Here is a 19,013-nt window from a genome sequence, read left to right on the forward strand (position 1 = left end):
ATGAGTCTGAATTTTCTGGATTTTGAACAGCCAATTGCCGAATTGGAAGCCAAAATTGATTCGCTTCGCTCGGTAAACCGCCAAAACGAGGATCTGGATTTCGATCTGGATGATGAGATCCGTCGTTTACAGGATAAGAGCGTAGAGCTGACCCGCAAGATTTTTGCGGATCTGGGCGCTTGGCAGATTGCCCAGCTGGCGCGTCATCCGCGTCGCCCTTATACGTTGGATTATATCGACCAGATCTTCACTGAGTTTGATGAGCTGGCCGGGGATCGCGCTTACGCCGATGACAAAGCGATTGTCGGCGGGATTGCCCGTTTGGAAGGGCGTCCGGTGATGGTTATTGGCCATCAAAAAGGCCGTGAGACCAAAGAGAAGATCCGTCGTAACTTCGGCATGCCAGCACCAGAAGGCTACCGTAAAGCCCTGCGTCTGATGAAGATGGCGGAGCGCTTTAAGCTGCCGATCATTACCTTTATCGATACCCCAGGTGCTTACCCTGGCGTGGGTGCAGAAGAGCGTGGCCAGTCCGAAGCGATTGCGCGTAACCTAAAAGAGATGTCGATGCTGACCGTACCGGTCATTTGTACCGTGATTGGTGAAGGCGGCTCTGGTGGCGCACTGGCGATCGGGGTGGGTGATAAGGTTAACATGCTGCAATACAGCACCTATTCGGTGATTTCACCGGAAGGCTGTGCCTCCATTTTGTGGAAGAGCGCCGATAAAGCGCCACTGGCCGCGGAAGCGATGGGGATCACCGCGCCGCGTTTGCATGAGCTGGGTCTGATTGACAGCGTGATCGGTGAGCCACTGGGTGGTGCGCACCGTGATATGGCGGCAATGTCGGCGGCACTGAAGGCACAACTGCAACAAGATCTGCAGGATTTGGACGTGCTGGATGAGAATATGCTGCTGGAGCGTCGTTATCAGCGTCTGATGAATTACGGTTATTGCTGATTTATGCAATAAATTTGATAAAATGCTTAAGAAGCGGCTGTGATGGCCGCTTTTTTATTATGTCGACAAGTCGCTGAGATTTGTCATTTTCACGCCGGTAGAACGCCCTTTTACATCAAGAAAACCTCATTTTCTCCACTTTGTGTGAGAGAGAAAGTTTTGCTGCGGGGAAAACCGTGCTAGCCTTGCGCACTCGAAATTTTGATCCGATGACATGAAACAATACTCAGTATAATGCGAGACGAATCCTACCGCGTGGGCGAATGGCTGGTTTCTGCAGCTGACAATAAGTTAATTCGTGGCGAACGGGTCTTGGTGGTTGAACCAAGACTTGTCGATATGCTGTGCTATTTTTCTACCCATCCGGGAGAAGTGCTCAGCCGCGATGAGCTGATTGATAATATCTGGACCCGCAATGTGGTAACGCCGCATGTGGTGACTCAGTGCATCTCTGAGTTGCGTAAATGTCTGAAAGATGGCCGGCCAGACGCGCCGGAATATATCGTGACCGTGCCGAAACGCGGTTACAAGCTGGTGGCCTCGGTCACGTTGTGCGTCGGTGATGCGCATGTTTCCGGTTATGAGCCGCCATTGGCTGCTGTGCCGGTAGAGCCTACCCCAGAAGTCAGCGCAGCCCCAGTCACGCCCGCAGAGCTGGTAAATCCAGCTGCCAGTATCAGCAGTGCGCCGGTGTCGACCACCGAGCAAGAGCTGTATGCGGCGGCTAAGCTTGCCTGTTTTGTCCCTCCTGCCGATACCGTAACCCAAGGTGTGGTTGCGCCGCGTTTTTCCTGGTGGAAAGTGCTGGGGATTGTCTTGCTGCTGAGCCTGTTTGCCGGAGGTTCAGCGTTTCTGTTCCGTCCAGTGCCGGATATGTCGCCGGTATTGATGGACCCGAATGCGGTGTCTATCCAGTGGGTCGCGAATCCAAACAGTGTGTGTGCCAATACTCAAGGGCCGATTAGTAGCGTCAATGAATTGCTGGCGCAGGCGCTGAATAACTACAGCCCGTACAATGCACACGACATGACCAATTACAGTGGTCGTAGTCTGCCGACGGCAGGGAAGACGCTGTATACCCAGTTTGAAAATCAGCAGCACCACCGCGTCAGTCAGTGTTTCTTATCGGTTTCACTGGTTAATAACGCTACGCGCAAAGTGCTGATGAGCAAGCGCTACATCATTACCGAAACCAACTTACTGACGGTGCAGGTAGATGTGCTCAACCATGTGTTTGCGGTGCTGGGCTTACAGCCGCCACAGACTTTGATTACCCGTTTGAGTAACGTAGCGCCGCAAGATGGGCATGTGCTACGCCAGTACTATCATGCGCACCAGTTGATGCAAAGCGGGGATGTGGACTCCTTAATCGCGGCGCGCGATATTCTGCAAACCTTACTGAAAGATTACCCGAACTTCATCTATGCTCGTGCTGAGTTACTGCTCAACAATATGGTGTTGATGACATTGCAGCCAAGTGGTGATGCGGAGCAGCAGCGTTCGGCGATTAAAGATGAGCTGGCACGGATAGTGGATGCGCCAGAGCTGCACGGTAACCCGATCGTGTTGCAGCTGCAGGCGTTGTTCCAATTGAATAATGGCAATCTGGCGCAGGCGCAGATGTATGCTGAGCAGGCGGTGAAGCTGGAGCGTAACTGGCTGTCTTACGTGCTGCTGGGTAAGGTGTATGAGCTGGAAGGGCTGTTCAGTGATGCGGCGGATGCCTATCTGTCGGCGTACAATCAGCATCCGGGCAAGGGCACCTATTACTGGATTAAAAACGCTATCTTCCAAAGCGAGCTCAATGCCGTCGCGCCTTATCTGAACGATACCACCTTTGATTAATGGGTAACTGATGACGGTGTCGCGCCACGCTTTACGTCGTGGCGCAGCGGGGCGGTGTGGTGGCCGTTAGCCACGCTGAGTGGTGCGCTTGAGGCTAGGCATCCTAGGTCTTATTGAGTTGAGTGATGCTCAATGGGGTATTCGCGCTATCCTGTGCGTTTCTGTGTTTAGCTTTCCCTATTCTCATTTTTCCACTATATTTTCTTTTCATCGTTTCATTAATCCCTACCATCTTATTAGCCGCTCTCATCTTCACCTGTTCCATTCTTTTTTATCCCGATCATTGTTTATTTCTTTCTCATACTTTCTGCATGTTCTGTGCTTGTTTTTTTAGCTTAGGTTTATTGGTTTAGTGTTCTTGGTTTAGTAGTTATTAGCTTAGTTTGGCTGGGCTTGATCCTCACGGTGCTATCTCTTACTTTTGCGAACATGCTGATTATTTATCTTCGCCATGCAATCTGGCGGTTTATTTTGGGGGTTGCCGTTGCTGTTTTCTTTTTTAACCGGATGTTTTCGAGGTTGATAGCGGAGAATAAATCGTCATTTTGCGCATAGTTATTGGCAAGGATGGGATATTAAGTAAACGGGTTGCCATGTATTGCGTTATGCGCATGGATATCCCTAAAGATGTTTGTTTGTTGCTGATGGTTAATATTGCGCCATGTTGACACTGCAAAAGCACAATATTGATGCGGGTAAAGTTAATGTCAACACGCTGATTTATATGTGTTTATATTTTAAATTTAGCGAGCGCAAACGGTTGGGTTACATTCTGCAATAAGTCTCATGGAATGTTTGGAATTGTCATTTCTTGAGAAGATTTAATAAGTTCACTTTAACTTTAGGACTTTTATTTGGCAGAGGGATAAAGTCCATCACACAAAACGAGTGACACTGTGTAAATGACACGCTTTTGATTCGCTCTTTTGTTGAACACAAAGTAATAAGCAGATGCAGATATCTCTTTTGGGTGCTTGCTGCTTTATCTGGTAAACCGCGATTGATGTGAATAAGACTCATGTGAATCAGGTTTAGCCACTTACATAAAACAATACTGCACGCTTGTGAAAAGAAGGGCAGGAATATAGTCAGTTTCTGTTCTCGGCATAAGTTAAGTAGTCACTGCGCTGAACATTGAAATTCGGACAGTGGTTAAGATTTCAAATATTGAAATTCAGGAGTCACCATGTCGTCGACTAAAAAAATCGGCCTGCTAGCCTGTACAGGTGTAGTAGCCGGTAACATGATGGGTAGTGGTATCGCATTGCTGCCAGCTAACTTGGCTCGTATCGGCTCTATCTCCATTTGGGGTTGGGTTATTGCTCTGATCGGTGCGATGTCTTTGGCCTATGTATATGCCCGTCTGGCTACTAAGAACCCTCAAGAGGGTGGCCCGATTGCATACGCTGGTGAAATCGCCCCAGTATTTGGTTTCCAAACCGGTGTTCTGTACTACCACGCTAACTGGATCGGTAACCTGGCTATCGCTATCACCGCGGTTGCTTACCTGTCTACTTTCTTCCCAGTTCTGAACGAGCCAGTGGCTGCCGGTATCGCCTGTATCGCTGCCGTATGGTTCTTTACCTTTATCAACCTGCTGGGTGGTTCTTGGGTGAGCCGTCTGACCAGTATCGGTCTGATTCTGGTACTGATCCCAGTAGTTGCTACCGCTATCTTCGGTTGGGCTTGGTTCGACACTGCAACTTACGTTGCTAACTGGAACACCACTGGTGAGCCAAGCACTAAAGCCGTTGTTAGCTCTGTTCTGCTGTGCCTGTGGGCGTTCGTGGGTGTTGAATCTGCTGCGGTAAGTACCGGTATGGTAGACAACCCACAGCGTACCGTACCAATGGCTACCATGCTGGGTACTGGTCTGGCGGGTATCATCTACATCCTGGCAACTCAAGTGATGTCCGGTATGTTCCCTGCTGCTGAAATGGCTGCGTCTGGTGCGCCGTTTGCAGTAAGTACTTCTAAGATGGTGGGTTCTTGGGCTGCGCCTCTGGTATCTGCTTTCACCGCTATCGCCTGTCTGACCTCTCTGGGTTCTTGGATGATGCTGGTTGGCCAAGCGGGTGCGCGTGCTGCACAAGACGGTAACTTCCCAGCTGTATACGGCGAGATGGACAAGAACGGCGTACCTAAGAAAGGTCTGATTCTGGCGTCTTGCAAAATGACTGTGCTGATGATCCTGCTGACTGTAGCAAGCTCTAGCGGTGCGAACGCTTCTGACCTATTCGGCCAGCTGACTGGTATCGCGGTACTGCTGACCATGCTGCCTTACTTCTACTCTGCTGTGAACCTGATCCGCTTCGAAGGCGCGACTACTCGCAGCGTACTGAGCATCGTGGCTTCCGTAATTGCTGCAGCGTTCTGTTTCGTAGCGCTGGCAGGTGCAACTTCAGCTCAGCTGACTGCCACCTTCATCGTGAGCCTGATCATCCTGATGTTCTACGCGAACAAGATTGGCCGTAAGAGCGCTGCAACTGCTGCGTAATGGCAAGTCTGAGTTAAAAGAATAGCTAAACCATATCCTCAAAAACGTGCTGCTTCACTCGATGTTATCTCTGACGGAAGAGGTGGCAGCACGGTATAAAGTAAGGGTTATATAATGAATATTATTGCTATCATGAATCACCTCGGTGCCTTCTTCAAAGAAGAACCGATCCGTGAATTACACGCTTCGCTGGAAGAAAAAGGTTTCCAGGTTGTTTATCCAAACGACCGTGAAGATCTGCTGAAACTGCTGGAAAACAACGCACGCGTTGCGGGTGTTGTATTCGATTGGGACAAGTACAGCCTGGATCTGTGCCGTGATATCAACGAACTGAACGAGAAACTGCCTCTGTTCGCGTTCGCTAACACTCACTCTACTCTGGACGTGAGCCTGAACGACCTGCGTCTGAACGTGACTTTCTTCGAGTACGCGCTGGACATGGCGTCTGACATCACTCTGAAGATCGAGCAAGCTGTTGCCGCTTACGTTGACGACATCCTGCCTCCACTGACCAAGGCGCTGTTCAAGTACGTTGAAGAAGGTAAATACACTTTCTGTACTCCAGGCCACATGGGCGGTACTGCGTTCCAGAAATCTCCAGTAGGTAGCATTTTCTATGACTTCTTCGGTGAGAACACCATGAAGTCTGATATCTCTATCTCTGTTGGCGAGCTGGGCTCACTGCTGGACCACTCCGGTCCACACAAAGAAGCGGAAGAGTACATTGCACGTACTTTCAACGCTGAGCGTAGCTACATGGTGACTAACGGTACATCTACTGCGAACAAGATCGTAGGTATGTACTCAGCACCAGCTGGCAGCACCATCATGATCGACCGTAACTGCCACAAGTCTCTGACTCACCTGATGATGATGAGCGACGTGACTCCGCTGTACTTCCGTCCAACCCGTAACGCTTACGGTATCCTGGGTGGTATCCCACACAGCGAATTCACTCGTGAAACTATCGAGCAGAAAATTGCTGAAACACCAAATGCTGAGTGGCCAGTTCACGCCGTAGTAACTAACTCTACTTACGACGGTCTGCTGTACAACACTGACACCATCAAGAAGACTCTGGATGTTAAATCCATCCATTTCGACTCTGCATGGGTTCCTTATACCAACTTCCACCCAATCTATAAGGGCAAGTGTGGTATGAGCGGTGACCGTGTACCGGGTAAAGTATTCTACGAAACCCAGTCCACTCACAAACTGCTGGCTGCGTTCTCTCAGGCTTCCATGATTCACGTTAAAGGTGACATCAACGAGGAAACCTTCAGCGAAGCGTACATGATGCACACCTCTACTTCTCCGCACTACGGTATCGTGGCTTCCACTGAAACCGCAGCAGCGATGATGAAGGGCAATGCTGGTAAGCGCCTGATCCAAGGCTCTATCGACCGCGCTATCCGTTTCCGTAAGGAAATCAAAAAGCTGCGTTCTGAGTGCGATGGCTGGTTCTTCGACGTATGGCAGCCAGAGAACATCGACGAAGTGGCTTGCTGGAACCTGGATCCGAAAGACGGCTGGCATGGCTTCAAGGACATGGACGAAAACCACATGTTCCTGGACCCAATCAAAGTTACCCTGCTGACTCCGGGCCTGAGCAAAGAAGGTACTCTGGAAGAACAAGGTATCCCAGCATCTCTGGTTGCTAAGTTCCTGGACGACCGCGGTATCATCGTTGAGAAGACCGGTCCTTACAACCTGCTGTTCCTGTTCAGCATCGGTATCGATAAGACCAAGGCTCTGAGCCTGCTGCGTGGTCTGACCGAGTTCAAACGTTGCTACGACCTGAACATGAAAGTTAAGAACGTACTGCCAAGCGTGTACGCGTCTAACCCAGAGTTCTACGCAGAAATGCGTATCCAGGAACTGGCACAAGGTATCCACAAGCTGATTTGCCACCACAACCTGCCAGAACTGATGTACACCGCGTTCGAAGTTCTGCCTAAGCTGGTGATGACTCCGCACGCTGCGTTCCAACAGGAACTGCGCGGTAACGTGGAAGAGTGCTACCTGGAAGAGATGGTTGGTAAGATCAACGCCAACATGATCCTGCCATATCCACCAGGTGTTCCTCTGGTAATGCCAGGTGAAATGATCACCGAAGAAAGCCGCCCAGTGCTGGACTTCCTGCAGATGCTGTGCGAAATCGGTGCCCACTTCCCAGGCTTCGAAACTGATATCCACGGTGCGTATCGTCAAGCTGACGGCCGCTACACCGTTAAGATCATCAAGCAGTAATTTGTGTATACAAAAAACGGCGCATTTCGCGCCGTTTTTTTTACTTTTTGCGGCGATAATCCGATATTCTTACGTCATCTCTTTTTAGTTTGCATAAAGCATGCGAATACCTGTTGGGGCATGCGGAGCTCATAAAATCATGAAAAACGTTCTGTCGATTCAGTCTCATGTCGTTTACGGCTATGCCGGTAATAAAGCAGCCGTATTACCGATGCAGCTGTTAGGTGTTGATGTTTGGCCGTTGCATACCGTTCAGTTTTCCAACCACACCCAATACCAAAAATGGCAGGGGATGGTATTCCCACAAGAACAAATTGGCCTGATCACCCAAGGCATGGATGAGATTGGCGTGTTGCCAGAGTGCGATGCGGTGCTGTCGGGTTATATCGGCGCGGCAGAACAAGGTCAGTCTATTTTGGCCACCGTGCGTGCGGTGAAAGCCAAAAATCCAAATGCGATTTATTTTTGCGATCCGGTCATGGGGCATCCAGAAAAAGGCTGCATCGTGGCACCGGGCGTGGCAGAGTTTTTAGAGCATGATGCGGTGAGCTGCGCCGATGTCTTAGCGCCAAACCTGCTGGAGCTGCAAGCGCTGTCTGGCTTGCCGGTCGAGAACTTCGAACAAGCGGTTGCGGCAGCGCGTCACTTGCTGAGCCGTGGACCGAAGAAAGTGCTGGTGAAACACCTGAGCAAAGCCGGTCGCGATCCGCAGCAGTTTGAAATGCTGCTGGTAAGTGCCGATGAAGTGCTGCATATCAGCCGTCCGCTGCATGACTTTGACCGCCAGCCAGTGGGCGTAGGCGATCTGACCAGCGCCATCTTCTTGGCCAACTTGCTGCAAGGCAAAAATGATCGTGAGGCCTTCGAGCACACCGCAAATGCCGTTAACGATGTGATGACCTGCACTCAGCAAAATGGCAAATACGAACTGCAGATCGTCGCCGCGCGTGAGCATATTGTGAATCCGGTCAGCCAATACCGCGCACAGGCACTTTGATCCTTGCATCTGACAGCGCAGAGCGTTAACGTTTCGCTCCTGACGGCAGTAACTGACTGCCGTCTGGCTGACAGAGGAAAGGGATGCTCAAACTCCGTGCCGTACACCATATCGCGCTGATCTGCTCCGATTACGCGCGTTCGAAAGCGTTTTATACCGAGATCCTCGGGTTTCGCGTACTGGCTGAGCATTACCGGCCAGAGCGTGATTCATGGAAGTTGGATCTGGCGTTAGACGGTCAGTACACTCTGGAGCTATTTTCATTCGCGCATCCACCGCAGCGGCTCAGCCAACCCGAGGCGTGCGGATTACGCCATCTGGCGTTTGCCGTCAGCGCGCTGGATGAGGCGGTGGCCACATTGCAGGCACACGGTATTGCCTGTGAGCCGATCCGCACCGATCCTTATACTCAGCGTCGTTTCACCTTCTTTGCCGATCCGGATCAATTACCTTTAGAACTTTATGAACAGTGACCCAATTCTGGCGCAGGCCGCCGCGTGTATCGGAGAGGACAACCGCGTACTGGTTGCCTACAGTGGTGGCGTTGACTCCACCGTACTGCTGCATTTGATGATGCGTTTGCGTCAGTTGCGCCCTGAGCTTCGGGTGCGCGCGGTGCATGTGCACCACGGCCTGAGCCGTTTTGCGGATGAGTGGGCGCTGCATTGCGAGCAGCAGTGTGCGCAGTGGCAAATTCCGCTGGATGTGGTGCGCGTGCAGGTGAAAAAAGCCCATATCAGCTTGGAAGCTTCGGCTCGCGATGCGCGTTATCACGCCATCGGATCACGCTTAGAAGCCGGCGAGAGTTTGGTCACTGCGCAGCATTTGGATGATCAGTGTGAAACGGTATTGCTGGCGCTCAAGCGCGGCAGTGGTCCGGCCGGGTTGGCGGCGATGACGGCGCGGATGCCGTTTATGCGTGGTCAGCAGGTGCGCCCGTTACTGTACGTTTCCCGCGCCGAGATTGAAGCCTATGCCGCGTTGCATCAGCTGAGCTGGGTTGAAGATGACAGTAACAGCGATCCGCGCTTTGATCGCAACTTCCTGCGCTTGCAAGTGATCCCTGAGCTGACCGCCCGTTGGCCACATTTTGGTGAAGCGGTAGCGCGCAGTGCCGCGCTGTGTGGCGAGCAAGAAGAGCTGCTCGATGAGCTGTTGATGGAGTCTTTGCAAACGCTGTTGGATGACGATGAGTCCATCGATATCGCTGGGTTGCAGCTGATGAGCGAAGTGAAACGCCAAGCGATTTTGCGCCGCTGGTTTGCGTGTCTCGGCGCATTAATGCCTTCGCGGGAGCAGCTGCAAAGCTTGTGGTATCAAGTGGCTATGGCGCGTCAAGATGCCGAGCCGGTACTGAATATCCAGCAGTGGCAGGTGCGCCGCTTCAAGCAGCGTCTGTATTTGCTGCCGAGCATGCGCTCACTCGCCGATTCGGTGCAGATGTGGGATGGTTTACGTCCGCTGGTGTTGCCGGATAACTTGGGCGAGCTGCGTTTACAAGAAGGCGGCTTAAGCGTGCGTGCGCCGCTGCCTGCTGAGTTTGTTAGCGTGCGTTTTCGTGCGCAGGGGCGTTTTCATATCATCGGGCGTAATGGTTCGCGTCAGATTAAGAAAATCTGGCAAGAGCGCAGCATTCCGCCGTGGCTGCGCGATCGCACACCGATGCTGTTTTACGGCGAAACCTTGATTGCTGCCTTTGGCGTGTTTGTCACCAAAGAAGGCCAACCGCAGCCTGATCAGCCACAGTGGCAGATTTACTGGGCCAAGCCATGGCTGTGCTAAGCACAGTTAGCTAGCAAAAAACGCAACACTGAACACGAAATACAAGGCGGGATAGGGCAAACCATCGCGCCTTGTGTCTGTTTAACCCTGCTCACTCCAAGTATTGCACGCCAAAGCGCTCATGGCTGAAGGCGTGCAGACTATCGAGCCGCAATCGGATTTCATGACCATCTGCCAGTTGCAGCAGAATAAATTCCTGATGATTCTCAATCTGCATGTCCATCGCGGTGCCTTCAATCACTTCACCGGACTTTTGCGTGATATGCAGCTTATAGTGGTGCATACAGGCCAGTTCCAGAAGATCGTAAGTTGCACATGAGATGGGCTGATAGTCATTGGTCATGATGAAATTCCTAATCCGTGCTGATGTCACTCATTAACAGATTGGCGGCGGCATAGGCTGCCTGATCGCGCACCGTTTCCGGTACGGCCGGATCTTCCGCTATCCGGTTCAATGTCTCCAGTACACAGTGTAGTGCATCTGGAATATAACCGAGCTCTCCGCTACCAATCTGTGCATATGCTCGGCGGATTCGCTCGCCATACTGCAACATAGCATTTCTCCTGCATGAAAATGAAAAATCGTCATGCGCTGTTATATCTTAATACCGCTGATTACACAAAAAGCGCCCTTTCTCTTGGCGGCTAAGCGTGATGCATGCGTAAAACAGCATGGTAGAGAGTGGCGGCAGGCGGTATCCTTAAGGGGTAGAGTCAATACAGAGAACAGGAGCACGTTATGGCATCCTCTTTTTTGCGCAGTGCGTTGGCCCTGTCTGTCATTTTCAGTCTGAGTATGCCGGTGGTGCAGGCCGCCGACAATGCGCGTACCACCGACAGCGAACCGGCAACCTTATTTGAAGGTTATCAAGGTGTGCTGCCGTGTACTGATTGTGATGGTATCGACACCCGGATCCGTCTGAATGATGACGGCAGTTTTGTGGAAACCGATACCTACCTGCAAGGACGCAGCGGACAGCTGTTTGCGGACTATGGCCGTTGGAGTCGGCAGGGCGAAAAATTGATCCTGACTTCCAGCAATGGTGATGTGCAAAGCTATCAGGTGCGCCCAGATAGCTTATTGATGCTGGATCAGGACGACAAACCGTTGCCGGATGAACATCAGTATGTGCTGCAGGGCGCCGAGGTGGCGTTGCCGAGCGATCCCATGTCGGTACGCGGGATGTATACTCCGCGCGCTACCGGTGCGGTCTTACAAGATTGTGCCACCGGTTTGACCTTCACCTTGCAAGGAGAGAGCAAAGCCTTGCAAACGGCTTATCGTAAAGCGGTGCAAAAGCTGCACGGTAAAGATCCGCAGAAACCTCTTTTGGTTGAACTGACCGCCCATTTTGCCGATAAGGCTGATAAAGCCGGGGATAGTGATGAGGTCTCAGCCAGCTCCGTGCTGGTGGTCGATAGCTTAGAAGGCTTTGTTCCTGCCGAGCCGTGTCAGTCAGAAGAAGAGTGACGCAGTGGGTAAGCTCTGGATGGGGACGTGCACATGGGTATGGGGAAGTGCGCATGGGAAAGAGCGGTAGTCAAACCTGAGGCTAGATGCTTTAGCGCTGTAATATCGCTAACTATTAGATAAAAAAGAACCCCGCACGGATCTCCGGCGGGGTTGCTTGTTTTCTGGTTTTGGCGCTCGTCTCATTGAGACGAGGCTCTTTGACGTAAGCGCTCGCGTATTAGCGCTTAATGTTGGCCAGCAGTACGCTCAGAATGTCATCACTCTTGATCATCTGCTTCTCGCCGCTGCGGCGCTGCTTATATTCCAGCTCATTGTTGTCGAGGTTGCGATCACCGATCACCACCACGTGCGGAATACCCATCAGCTCCATGTCAGCAAACATCACGCCCGGACGCTCTTTACGATCGTCCATCAGCACATCGATACCGGCCGCTTGCAGCTCGTTGTACAGCTTCTCGGCCGCTTCTTGCACGCGGTAAGACTTGTGCATGTTCATTGGCAAAATAGCTACGTGGAACGGAGCAATCGCATCAGGCCAGATAATGCCGCGCTCGTCATGGTTTTGCTCGATAGCCGCAGCAACCACACGGGAAACACCGATACCGTAGCAGCCCATCAGCATGGTCTGGTTACGACCATCTTCGCCCTGCACGCAGGCTTTCATCGCTTCGGAGTACTTCGTACCCAGCTGGAAGATGTGACCTACTTCGATACCGCGTTTGATCTGCAGCGTACCGTGACCATCCGGGCTTGGATCGCCCTCAACCACGTTACGGATATCCGCTACGTCGGCCAGTGGCAGGTCACGCTCCCAGTTGATACCGAACAGGTGCTTACCATCTTGGTTAGCGCCAGCTGCGAAATCGCTCAGCATAATCACGGCACGGTCGGCAATGATTGGCAGTGGCAGATTAACCGGACCCAGTGACCCTGGACCTGCGCCAATCGCGGCGCGGATTTCTGCTTCGTCCGCCATTTCCAGCGGATCGGCAACCAGTGGCAGTTTCTGCGCTTTGATTTCGTTCAGCTCGTGGTCGCCACGAACCAGCAGTGCAACCAGCTTGTGGCCGCTATCTTCAGCTGCGCGTACGACCAGTGTCTTCACGGTCTTCTCAACCGGCAGATTGAACTGCTCAGTCAGCTCAGCGATGGTTTTGGCATTCGGTGTATCCACCACACGCATTTCTTCGCTTGGTGCAGCACGCTCGCCCGCAGGCATCACGGCTTCTGCCATTTCTACGTTAGCCGCGTAGTCAGATGCATCAGAGAAGGCGATATCATCTTCACCGCTCTTGGCCAGTACGTGGAATTCGTGTGAAGAGCTACCACCGATAGAGCCGGTGTCAGCCAGCACTGGGCGGAAATCCAGATCCATACGCGAGAAGATGGCGCTGTAAGCGGCATGCATCTTGTCGTAAGTCACTTGCAGTGACTCTTGAGAGGTATGGAAGGAGTACGCATCCTTCATCAGGAACTCACGGGCACGCATCACACCGAAACGTGGACGTATCTCATCACGGAACTTGGTCTGGATCTGGAACAGATTCAGTGGCAGTTGCTTGTAGGAGAACACTTCGTTACGGATCAGGTCAGTGATCACTTCTTCGTGGGTTGGACCCAGCACGAATGGACGCTCGTTACGGTCAGCGATACGCAGCAGCTCCGGACCGTATTGCTCCCAACGACCGGTTTCCACCCACAGGTCAGCCGGCTGAACCACCGGCATCGACACTTCGATGGCGCCGGCTTTGTTCATTTCATCACGTACGATGTTTTCAACTTTCTTCAGTACGCGCAGACCGGTCGGCAGCCAAGTGTACAGGCCGGAGGCTAATTTACGGATCATGCCGGCACGGAGCATCAGCTGGTGGCTGATCACTTCCGCATCGGATGGAGTCTCCTTCAATGTGGAGAGCAGATAATTACTGGTACGCATGGATAGATTCCGTGAGTGATTCAGACAAAATCGGAAAGCGGCTAGTTTAGCAGTGTGACGAGAGGCCAAAAAGCCTCTTTGCTCAAATCAGCTGCGCTTTTCTATCATCAGCACCTCGGTTTGGGTGCCGGTGACCTGCCAGCGGACATTAAAGTCCAATAAATGGACGGCGTATTCGCGCGCATCCGTCTCTTTTTTACGATAGGCCGGGCGTGGGTCTTGCACCAGCACGTCGCTGATAAAACGGCGCAAGTGCGGATAGCGGTGCGCCTCTTGCTGCAAAACCTGCTCTGCCGCCGCGCTAAACAGCACCTGCATGTCAGATTTCGGTGCCTCTTGCGCAAAACCGGCGCGTGCATCGGGTTCGCTATCCACATACGACAAGTAAGGTTTGATATCCAAGATAGGGGTGCCGTCGACTAAATCGAGGCTGCCGAGCTCCAGATATACCTCGCCACCACGCACCTTAATGCCGCGCAGCTCGACTTTGGATAACCCAATCGGATTTGGGCGAAAGGTCGAGCGGGTGGCAAATACCCCTAGGCGCTCATTGCCGCCTAACCGTGGAGGGCGAACCGTAGGACGCCAGCCTTGTTCTTGGGTTTGGTGAAACACAAACACCAACCAGATATGGCTGAACTGCTCTAGGCCGCGCACCGCATCCGGTTGATTGTAGGGTGGCAGTAAACGCAGCTCACCGTTGCCATCTTGCACCAGCCCCGGTTGGCGCGGTACGGCAAACTTTTCTTTATAAGGTGATTGGATCACGCCTATCGGCGTCAGGGTTAAGGTTTCAGGAGACAAATCCAACAGCATCACCTCACAACTGGTTAATCAAGATTACTTGTTCACAATAATGGCCGAGCCTTGGCAGAGTGCCAGTTGCTCACAGCCCGGTACGCCAGTCAGCATCAGGCATTGATTCAGCAGCAAGCCATTGCCGCCCATCTCTTGCACCTTACGCAGGGTCACATTGCGCGCTTCGGTCAGGCTTGCTGGCTTATCACGGCTATCGGCCTGACACACATCGCCCTGTACATGGCCAATATTCTTATACTCCACGCCTTCCAGCTCACTGCTTTTTTCATACAGCGTGATCGTGCTGGGGGCAAAGTAGGTTTTCACATTTTGTGGATTCAGATTACTGTCCACATTGTAATGGGTGGCACAACCGGCCAGCAGGGTCGCGGCGGCAAACAACAGAATCGATTTAGACATTCCGGTATCCGTACTCAGGTTAAGTAAGAGCGCACACAAATAATGATGGCGTGGGAAACTGTAGCGTAAAAACACGCTCGCGTGCCTGATGGCGCTAAGAAACCCCGTACCATCTGCCATTATCAGATAAGCATTATCAGACAATAGTAAACAAAAGCACCACAAACCAAAAGAGCGCCGCATGGGCGCTCTTATCAGAGGGATAGCAAAGCGAAGCGAGAAAAGGAAGATTACCAGCCTTTCACCACGCCGCCTTTAAACACTTCATTAGCCGCTTGATACACTTCTTCGGTCTGGAAGGCTTTCACGAACTTTTGTACGTTCTCGGCATCTTTATTGTCTTCACGCGCCACAATCAGGTTGACGTATGGAGAGGCTTTGTCTTCAACAAACAGGCCATCTTTGGGTGGCGTCAGACCAATTTGGCTGGCGTACGTGGTGTTGATGATCGCCAAGTCGACATCATCCAGTGAACGTGGCAGCTGTGGCGCTTCCAGCTCAACCAACTTGAGTTTCTTCGGATTGTCGACCACATCCAGCAAGGTTGCGTTCAAACCGCTGCCGTCTTTCAGCTTGATCAGACCTTGTGCTTGCAGCAGCAGCAGTGAACGGCCCAAGTTAGTCGGGTCATTCGGTAGGGCTACGGAAGCGCCGTCGGCCAGCTCGCTGACGTTTTTAATTTTCTTCGAGTAACCGGCAATCGGGTACACAAAGCTATTGCCCACAATAGCCAGCTTGTAACCGCGGTCAGCAATTTGTTGATCCAGATACGGCTTATGCTGGAACGCGTTCACATCCAAGGAGCCATCGGCCAGCGCCGCGTTCGGGGTAATGTAGTCACTGAAACTTACCAGCTCCACATCCAACCCGTATTGCTGCTTTGCCACTTTCTTGGCGACTTCTGCCACTTGCTCTTCTGCGCCAGAGATCACGCCTACTTTAATCTTGTTGCTGTCTGCTTCTTTTTGACCACAGGCGGTCAGCAACAAGCTGCCAGCCAGAGCACTTACCAGAGCGAGGGTTTTAAACTTCAGTGTCATTGTCGATATCCTTCTTTATATCTTAGTAACCCGGGCATGGCGTCGTGTCGCCGTACCAATAAGGGAGAGATGTAACGTGAACGAGATTATTTATGAGCCGTATTATTTATGATCAGTGGCGCGAACCAGACGCTCTCCCACACTTTGGATGATTTGCACTAACAGCACCAAAATAGCGACGACGACTAACATTACGGTGCCGTCAAAACGCTGGTAGCCGTAACGGATCCCCACATCACCTAAACCTCCGCCGCCGACCGCACCGGCCATCGCCGAGTAGCCCACCAAGGTCACCAGCGTAATGGTGATCCCGTTGATAATGCCCGGCAGCGCTTCCGGCAGCATCACTTTGACAATTATCTGCAGCGGGCTTGCGCCCATAGCACGTGCCGCTTCCACCAAACCGGATGGGATCTCCATCAGTGCGCCTTCAACCAATCGGGCGATAAACGGCGTGGCGCCAATCGCTAGCGGCACAACTGCCGCCATGGTGCCAATCGAGGTTCCCACAAGCAGACGCGTCAGCGGAATGATCGACACAATCAGGATAATGAACGGGATAGAGCGCCCAATATTGACCACCGTACCCAGTGCTTTATTCAGCAGCGCATGTTCTTTGATTTGCCCCGGTTTGCTGATAAACAGCACTACACCGAGTGGGATCCCAAGCGCTAAACCAATCGCACCGGATACCAGCACCATGGTGAGGGTCTCGCCGAGCGCCTTAAACAACAATTCAAGCATGGCTTGCGACATAACCGAGTACCTCCACCTGTACATGATGCTGGGTAAAATAATCAATGGCTTGCTGGCATTGCTGCTCATCGCCTTCCAGCTCGGCCAACATGACCCCGAACTTTACGCCTCCGGCATAATCCATTTGCGCACACAAAATATTGCAATCAATGCCTTGCTCACGAGCGAGCTTCGACAGCAGCGGCGCATCCACCGATTGCCCCGAGAAGGCCAAACGCACCAGCGGGAAAAATCCGGCTTGTGGCGCGGCAGTTAAGCGCTCGGCGTAATCGGCCGGAATGTCCAAATCCAAGGTGGCTCGGATAAACTGCTGCGCCAATGGCGTTTTCGGATGCGAGAACACTTCACTGACCGTGCCTTGCTCAATAAGGCGGCCACCACTGATCACCGCCACCTGATCGCAGATGCGCTTCACCACATCCATTTCATGGGTGATCAATAAAATGGTCAGCCCCAAGCGGCGGTTAATGTCTTTGAGCAGCCCCAGAATCGAGCGCGTGGTGGCTGGATCTAATGCGCTGGTGGCTTCATCACACAGCAACACTTTAGGATTACAAGCCAGCGCTCGGGCGATCGCCACCCGTTGTTTTTGCCCGCCAGACAGATTGGCCGGATAGCTTGCATGCTTGTCCGCCAGTCCAACCAGCTCCAGTAATTCGGTCACGCGCTGCTGTAATTGCGCCTTCGGGCAGCCTTCTAACTCCAGCGCAAAAGCCACATTGCCAAATACGGTACGCGAAGAGAGCAAATTAAAATGCTGAAAAATCATCCCAATGTGGCGACGGGCCTGCGTCAATTCCTTATCGGACAGCGCCAGCATATCGCGGCCATCCACCACCACCTCACCCGAGCTTGGGCGCTCTAACAGGTTCACGCAGCGGATCAGCGTACTTTTACCGGCTCCTGAGGCGCCAATAACACCGAAGATCTGCCCTGCGGGAACATGCAAGCTGACATCATCCAGCGCATGCACCGTGCGGTTACCGGTGTGGAATACTTTACTTATGTGGCTGAGTCGGATCATGGTACGTCATGCTCTCCATGCAGAAACGGGTACAGACTTCTATCGCACAAAACGCTGTTGCAAACAATATACAACTGGGAAACATGCATGTTCATTCTGATAACGGATGCTAAGATGTCTGGACGTCTATCGTCAAGGGTTTTTACGTCTAGACGTCTAAAATAATTTGTACACTCAAAATCCAGTGAGCAAAAGAGGGGGACCAAAGATAACTGAGGGATAAGGCTGCGAGCTGCGTTTTCTTACGCGACGCCGATAACTTGCTATTGCGTTATCTATAATAGAAAGCGTGATAGATAGCGCGCAGCACGAAGCAATCAGTACCGACGATGCTTTCCCATACGCTTTGCCTCTAAAACATGCGATAATTTTTCCTACATTAATGCCTTGGAGAGTACCCACAGTGGCACAAGCAGCTGTATTTCTGGATCGTGACGGCACATTGAATGTCGATCACGGCTACGTATATGAAAGTGATAACTTCGACTTTATTGATGGCGCTATTGACGCTTGCCGTGAATTGAAGGCGATGGGGCTGGCTTTGGTTCTGGTAACCAACCAGTCAGGTATTGCCCGTGGCTTGTTCAGTGAAGATCAGTTTATGCACCTGACCGAGTGGATGGATTGGTCCTTGGCGGATCGTGGCGTTGACCTTGATGGCATCTATTACTGCCCACACCACGCCGAAGCAGGCATTGGTGAGTACAAGGCTGATTGTGATTGCCGTAAACCGAAGCCGGGCATGTTGTTGGAAGCCAAACAATTCTTGGATCTGGATATGGCCGCTTCCGTCATGGTCGGTGACAAGAAAGAAGATATGCAAGCAGCGCAAGCAGCAGGCGTCGGTACCAAAATTTTGGTTCGCACCGGTAAACCTATCACTGCAGAGGGCGAAGCACTGGCCGATCACGTGGTAGATAGCCTGTCTGATGTTCCCGCGCTGCTCAAATCGCTGGGCTTTTAAGACGTTTGTTTGAAATTTGAACGAACGATTTAAAAAGTGTAATTATCGCTTGCCTCTGATGAATTAGTCCCTATAATGCGGCCCTCGTTGAGACGGCAAGCGATTGAATTTCTTGCTGAAGTGAAAGAAAGTTCTTCACTGAAATAAGCGTGAAATAAAGCTTGACTCAGTGCGGCGAAGAAAGTAAATTTCTCAGCCTGTCGACGCGAAGTAAAACGTAGCGCGACAACTGCTCTTTAAAAAGTTAATCAGACAATCTGTGTGGGCACT

The 19,013-nt window shown here is 52.0% G+C and carries 17 protein-coding genes; 9 read left to right on the forward strand and 8 right to left on the reverse strand.

Annotation, left to right across the window (positions count from 1 at the left end; all coding sequences use genetic code 11):
* The 7 genes from accA to tilS all read left to right on the forward strand — a co-directional run bounded on the left by accA (position 1) and on the right by tilS (position 10,331).
* Positions 1–960: an acetyl-CoA carboxylase carboxyl transferase subunit alpha gene (gene accA, locus LQ901_RS01640; RefSeq protein WP_010864517.1), complete on the forward strand. Its 960-nt coding sequence runs from the start codon at positions 1–3 to the stop codon at positions 958–960.
* A 234-nt stretch (positions 961–1,194) separates the two neighbouring features.
* Positions 1,195–2,805, forward strand: a complete 1,611-nt coding sequence (gene cadC, locus LQ901_RS01645) for a lysine decarboxylation/transport transcriptional activator CadC (RefSeq protein WP_064978155.1) — start codon at positions 1,195–1,197, stop codon at positions 2,803–2,805.
* Positions 2,806–3,991: 1,186 nt separating this feature from the next.
* Entirely contained in the window at positions 3,992–5,302 is a 1,311-nt protein-coding gene (gene cadB / locus LQ901_RS01650; RefSeq protein ID WP_010864515.1) for a cadaverine/lysine antiporter, read from the forward strand.
* 114 nt (positions 5,303–5,416) lie between these two features.
* Positions 5,417–7,552, forward strand: a complete 2,136-nt coding sequence (locus tag LQ901_RS01655; protein ID WP_010864514.1) for a lysine decarboxylase CadA — start codon at positions 5,417–5,419, stop codon at positions 7,550–7,552.
* A 139-nt stretch (positions 7,553–7,691) separates the two neighbouring features.
* Positions 7,692–8,549, forward strand: coding sequence for a pyridoxal kinase PdxY (gene pdxY / locus LQ901_RS01660; protein ID WP_010864513.1), 858 nt, complete (start codon positions 7,692–7,694; stop codon positions 8,547–8,549).
* 83 nt (positions 8,550–8,632) lie between these two features.
* On the forward strand, positions 8,633–9,022 hold the full coding sequence (locus LQ901_RS01665; RefSeq protein WP_047708953.1) for a VOC family protein: 390 nt from the start codon (positions 8,633–8,635) through the stop codon (positions 9,020–9,022).
* Entirely contained in the window at positions 9,012–10,331 is a 1,320-nt protein-coding gene (tilS, locus tag LQ901_RS01670; RefSeq protein WP_233671927.1) for a tRNA lysidine(34) synthetase TilS, read from the forward strand. Before LQ901_RS01665 ends, tilS begins: the two co-directional genes overlap by 11 nt.
* A gap of 91 nt (positions 10,332–10,422) precedes the next feature.
* On the opposite strand, the gene LQ901_RS01675 is transcribed toward tilS, so the two are convergent.
* Positions 10,423–10,674 (reverse strand): Rho-binding antiterminator, encoded by a 252-nt coding sequence (locus LQ901_RS01675; RefSeq protein ID WP_010864510.1) that lies wholly within the window; start codon positions 10,672–10,674, stop codon positions 10,423–10,425.
* Between the two features lie 10 nt (positions 10,675–10,684).
* Positions 10,685–10,885, reverse strand: a complete 201-nt coding sequence (locus tag LQ901_RS01680) for a YaeP family protein (protein WP_010864509.1) — start codon at positions 10,883–10,885, stop codon at positions 10,685–10,687.
* 185 nt (positions 10,886–11,070) lie between these two features.
* Here LQ901_RS01680 and LQ901_RS01685 point away from each other — a divergent pair, with 185 nt between their 5' ends.
* A complete protein-coding gene (locus LQ901_RS01685) occupies positions 11,071–11,802 on the forward strand; it encodes a copper resistance protein NlpE N-terminal domain-containing protein (protein ID WP_064978152.1) in 732 nt (243 codons plus the stop codon).
* Between the two features lie 220 nt (positions 11,803–12,022).
* On the opposite strand, the gene proS is transcribed toward LQ901_RS01685, so the two are convergent.
* The 6 genes from proS to metN all read right to left on the reverse strand — a co-directional run bounded on the left by proS (position 12,023) and on the right by metN (position 17,779).
* The gene (gene proS / locus LQ901_RS01690) at positions 12,023–13,741 is read right to left on the reverse strand and encodes a proline--tRNA ligase (protein WP_064978151.1); all 1,719 of its coding nucleotides are present in this window, start codon (positions 13,739–13,741) and stop codon (positions 12,023–12,025) included.
* A gap of 87 nt (positions 13,742–13,828) precedes the next feature.
* Positions 13,829–14,545 (reverse strand): tRNA (N6-threonylcarbamoyladenosine(37)-N6)-methyltransferase TrmO, encoded by a 717-nt coding sequence (tsaA, locus tag LQ901_RS01695; protein WP_230405867.1) that lies wholly within the window; start codon positions 14,543–14,545, stop codon positions 13,829–13,831.
* A 36-nt stretch (positions 14,546–14,581) separates the two neighbouring features.
* Entirely contained in the window at positions 14,582–14,959 is a 378-nt protein-coding gene (rcsF, locus tag LQ901_RS01700; RefSeq protein ID WP_039045882.1) for an Rcs stress response system protein RcsF, read from the reverse strand.
* A gap of 230 nt (positions 14,960–15,189) precedes the next feature.
* A complete protein-coding gene (locus tag LQ901_RS01705; protein ID WP_064978148.1) occupies positions 15,190–15,999 on the reverse strand; it encodes a MetQ/NlpA family lipoprotein in 810 nt (269 codons plus the stop codon).
* Positions 16,000–16,101: 102 nt separating this feature from the next.
* Positions 16,102–16,755, reverse strand: coding sequence for a methionine ABC transporter permease (locus tag LQ901_RS01710; protein ID WP_052181467.1), 654 nt, complete (start codon positions 16,753–16,755; stop codon positions 16,102–16,104).
* The gene (gene metN / locus LQ901_RS01715) at positions 16,736–17,779 is read right to left on the reverse strand and encodes a methionine ABC transporter ATP-binding protein MetN (protein ID WP_064978147.1); all 1,044 of its coding nucleotides are present in this window, start codon (positions 17,777–17,779) and stop codon (positions 16,736–16,738) included. The genes LQ901_RS01710 and metN overlap by 20 nt, the downstream gene beginning before the upstream one ends.
* A 403-nt stretch (positions 17,780–18,182) precedes the next feature.
* Between metN and gmhB the strand changes: the two genes are divergently transcribed.
* Positions 18,183–18,743 (forward strand): D-glycero-beta-D-manno-heptose 1,7-bisphosphate 7-phosphatase, encoded by a 561-nt coding sequence (gmhB, locus tag LQ901_RS01720; RefSeq protein ID WP_230403538.1) that lies wholly within the window; start codon positions 18,183–18,185, stop codon positions 18,741–18,743.
* Positions 18,744–19,013: the final 270 nt, after the last annotated feature.

The organism is Plesiomonas sp. PI-19, from assembly GCF_021368255.1.
GTDB classification, from domain to species: Bacteria; Pseudomonadota; Gammaproteobacteria; order Enterobacterales; family CAMTGL01; genus Plesiomonas; species Plesiomonas shigelloides.

Bases quoted from the DNA above. Each gene is read 5' to 3' on its own strand.
- accA (WP_010864517.1), top strand. From the start codon at position 1: ATGAGTCTGAATTTTCTGGATTTTGAACAGCCAATTGCCGAATTGGAA.
- cadC (WP_064978155.1), top strand. From the start codon at position 1,195: ATGCGAGACGAATCCTACCGCGTGGGCGAATGGCTGGTTTCTGCAGCT.
- cadB (WP_010864515.1), top strand. From the start codon at position 3,992: ATGTCGTCGACTAAAAAAATCGGCCTGCTAGCCTGTACAGGTGTAGTA.
- LQ901_RS01655 (WP_010864514.1), top strand. From the start codon at position 5,417: ATGAATATTATTGCTATCATGAATCACCTCGGTGCCTTCTTCAAAGAA.
- pdxY (WP_010864513.1), top strand. From the start codon at position 7,692: ATGAAAAACGTTCTGTCGATTCAGTCTCATGTCGTTTACGGCTATGCC.
- LQ901_RS01665 (WP_047708953.1), top strand. From the start codon at position 8,633: ATGCTCAAACTCCGTGCCGTACACCATATCGCGCTGATCTGCTCCGAT.
- tilS (WP_233671927.1), top strand. From the start codon at position 9,012: ATGAACAGTGACCCAATTCTGGCGCAGGCCGCCGCGTGTATCGGAGAG.
- LQ901_RS01675 (WP_010864510.1), bottom strand. From the start codon at position 10,674: ATGACCAATGACTATCAGCCCATCTCATGTGCAACTTACGATCTTCTG.
- LQ901_RS01680 (WP_010864509.1), bottom strand. From the start codon at position 10,885: ATGTTGCAGTATGGCGAGCGAATCCGCCGAGCATATGCACAGATTGGT.
- LQ901_RS01685 (WP_064978152.1), top strand. From the start codon at position 11,071: ATGGCATCCTCTTTTTTGCGCAGTGCGTTGGCCCTGTCTGTCATTTTC.
- proS (WP_064978151.1), bottom strand. From the start codon at position 13,741: ATGCGTACCAGTAATTATCTGCTCTCCACATTGAAGGAGACTCCATCC.
- rcsF (WP_039045882.1), bottom strand. From the start codon at position 14,959: ATGTCTAAATCGATTCTGTTGTTTGCCGCCGCGACCCTGCTGGCCGGT.
- LQ901_RS01705 (WP_064978148.1), bottom strand. From the start codon at position 15,999: ATGACACTGAAGTTTAAAACCCTCGCTCTGGTAAGTGCTCTGGCTGGC.
- LQ901_RS01710 (WP_052181467.1), bottom strand. From the start codon at position 16,755: ATGTCGCAAGCCATGCTTGAATTGTTGTTTAAGGCGCTCGGCGAGACC.
- metN (WP_064978147.1), bottom strand. From the start codon at position 17,779: ATGATCCGACTCAGCCACATAAGTAAAGTATTCCACACCGGTAACCGC.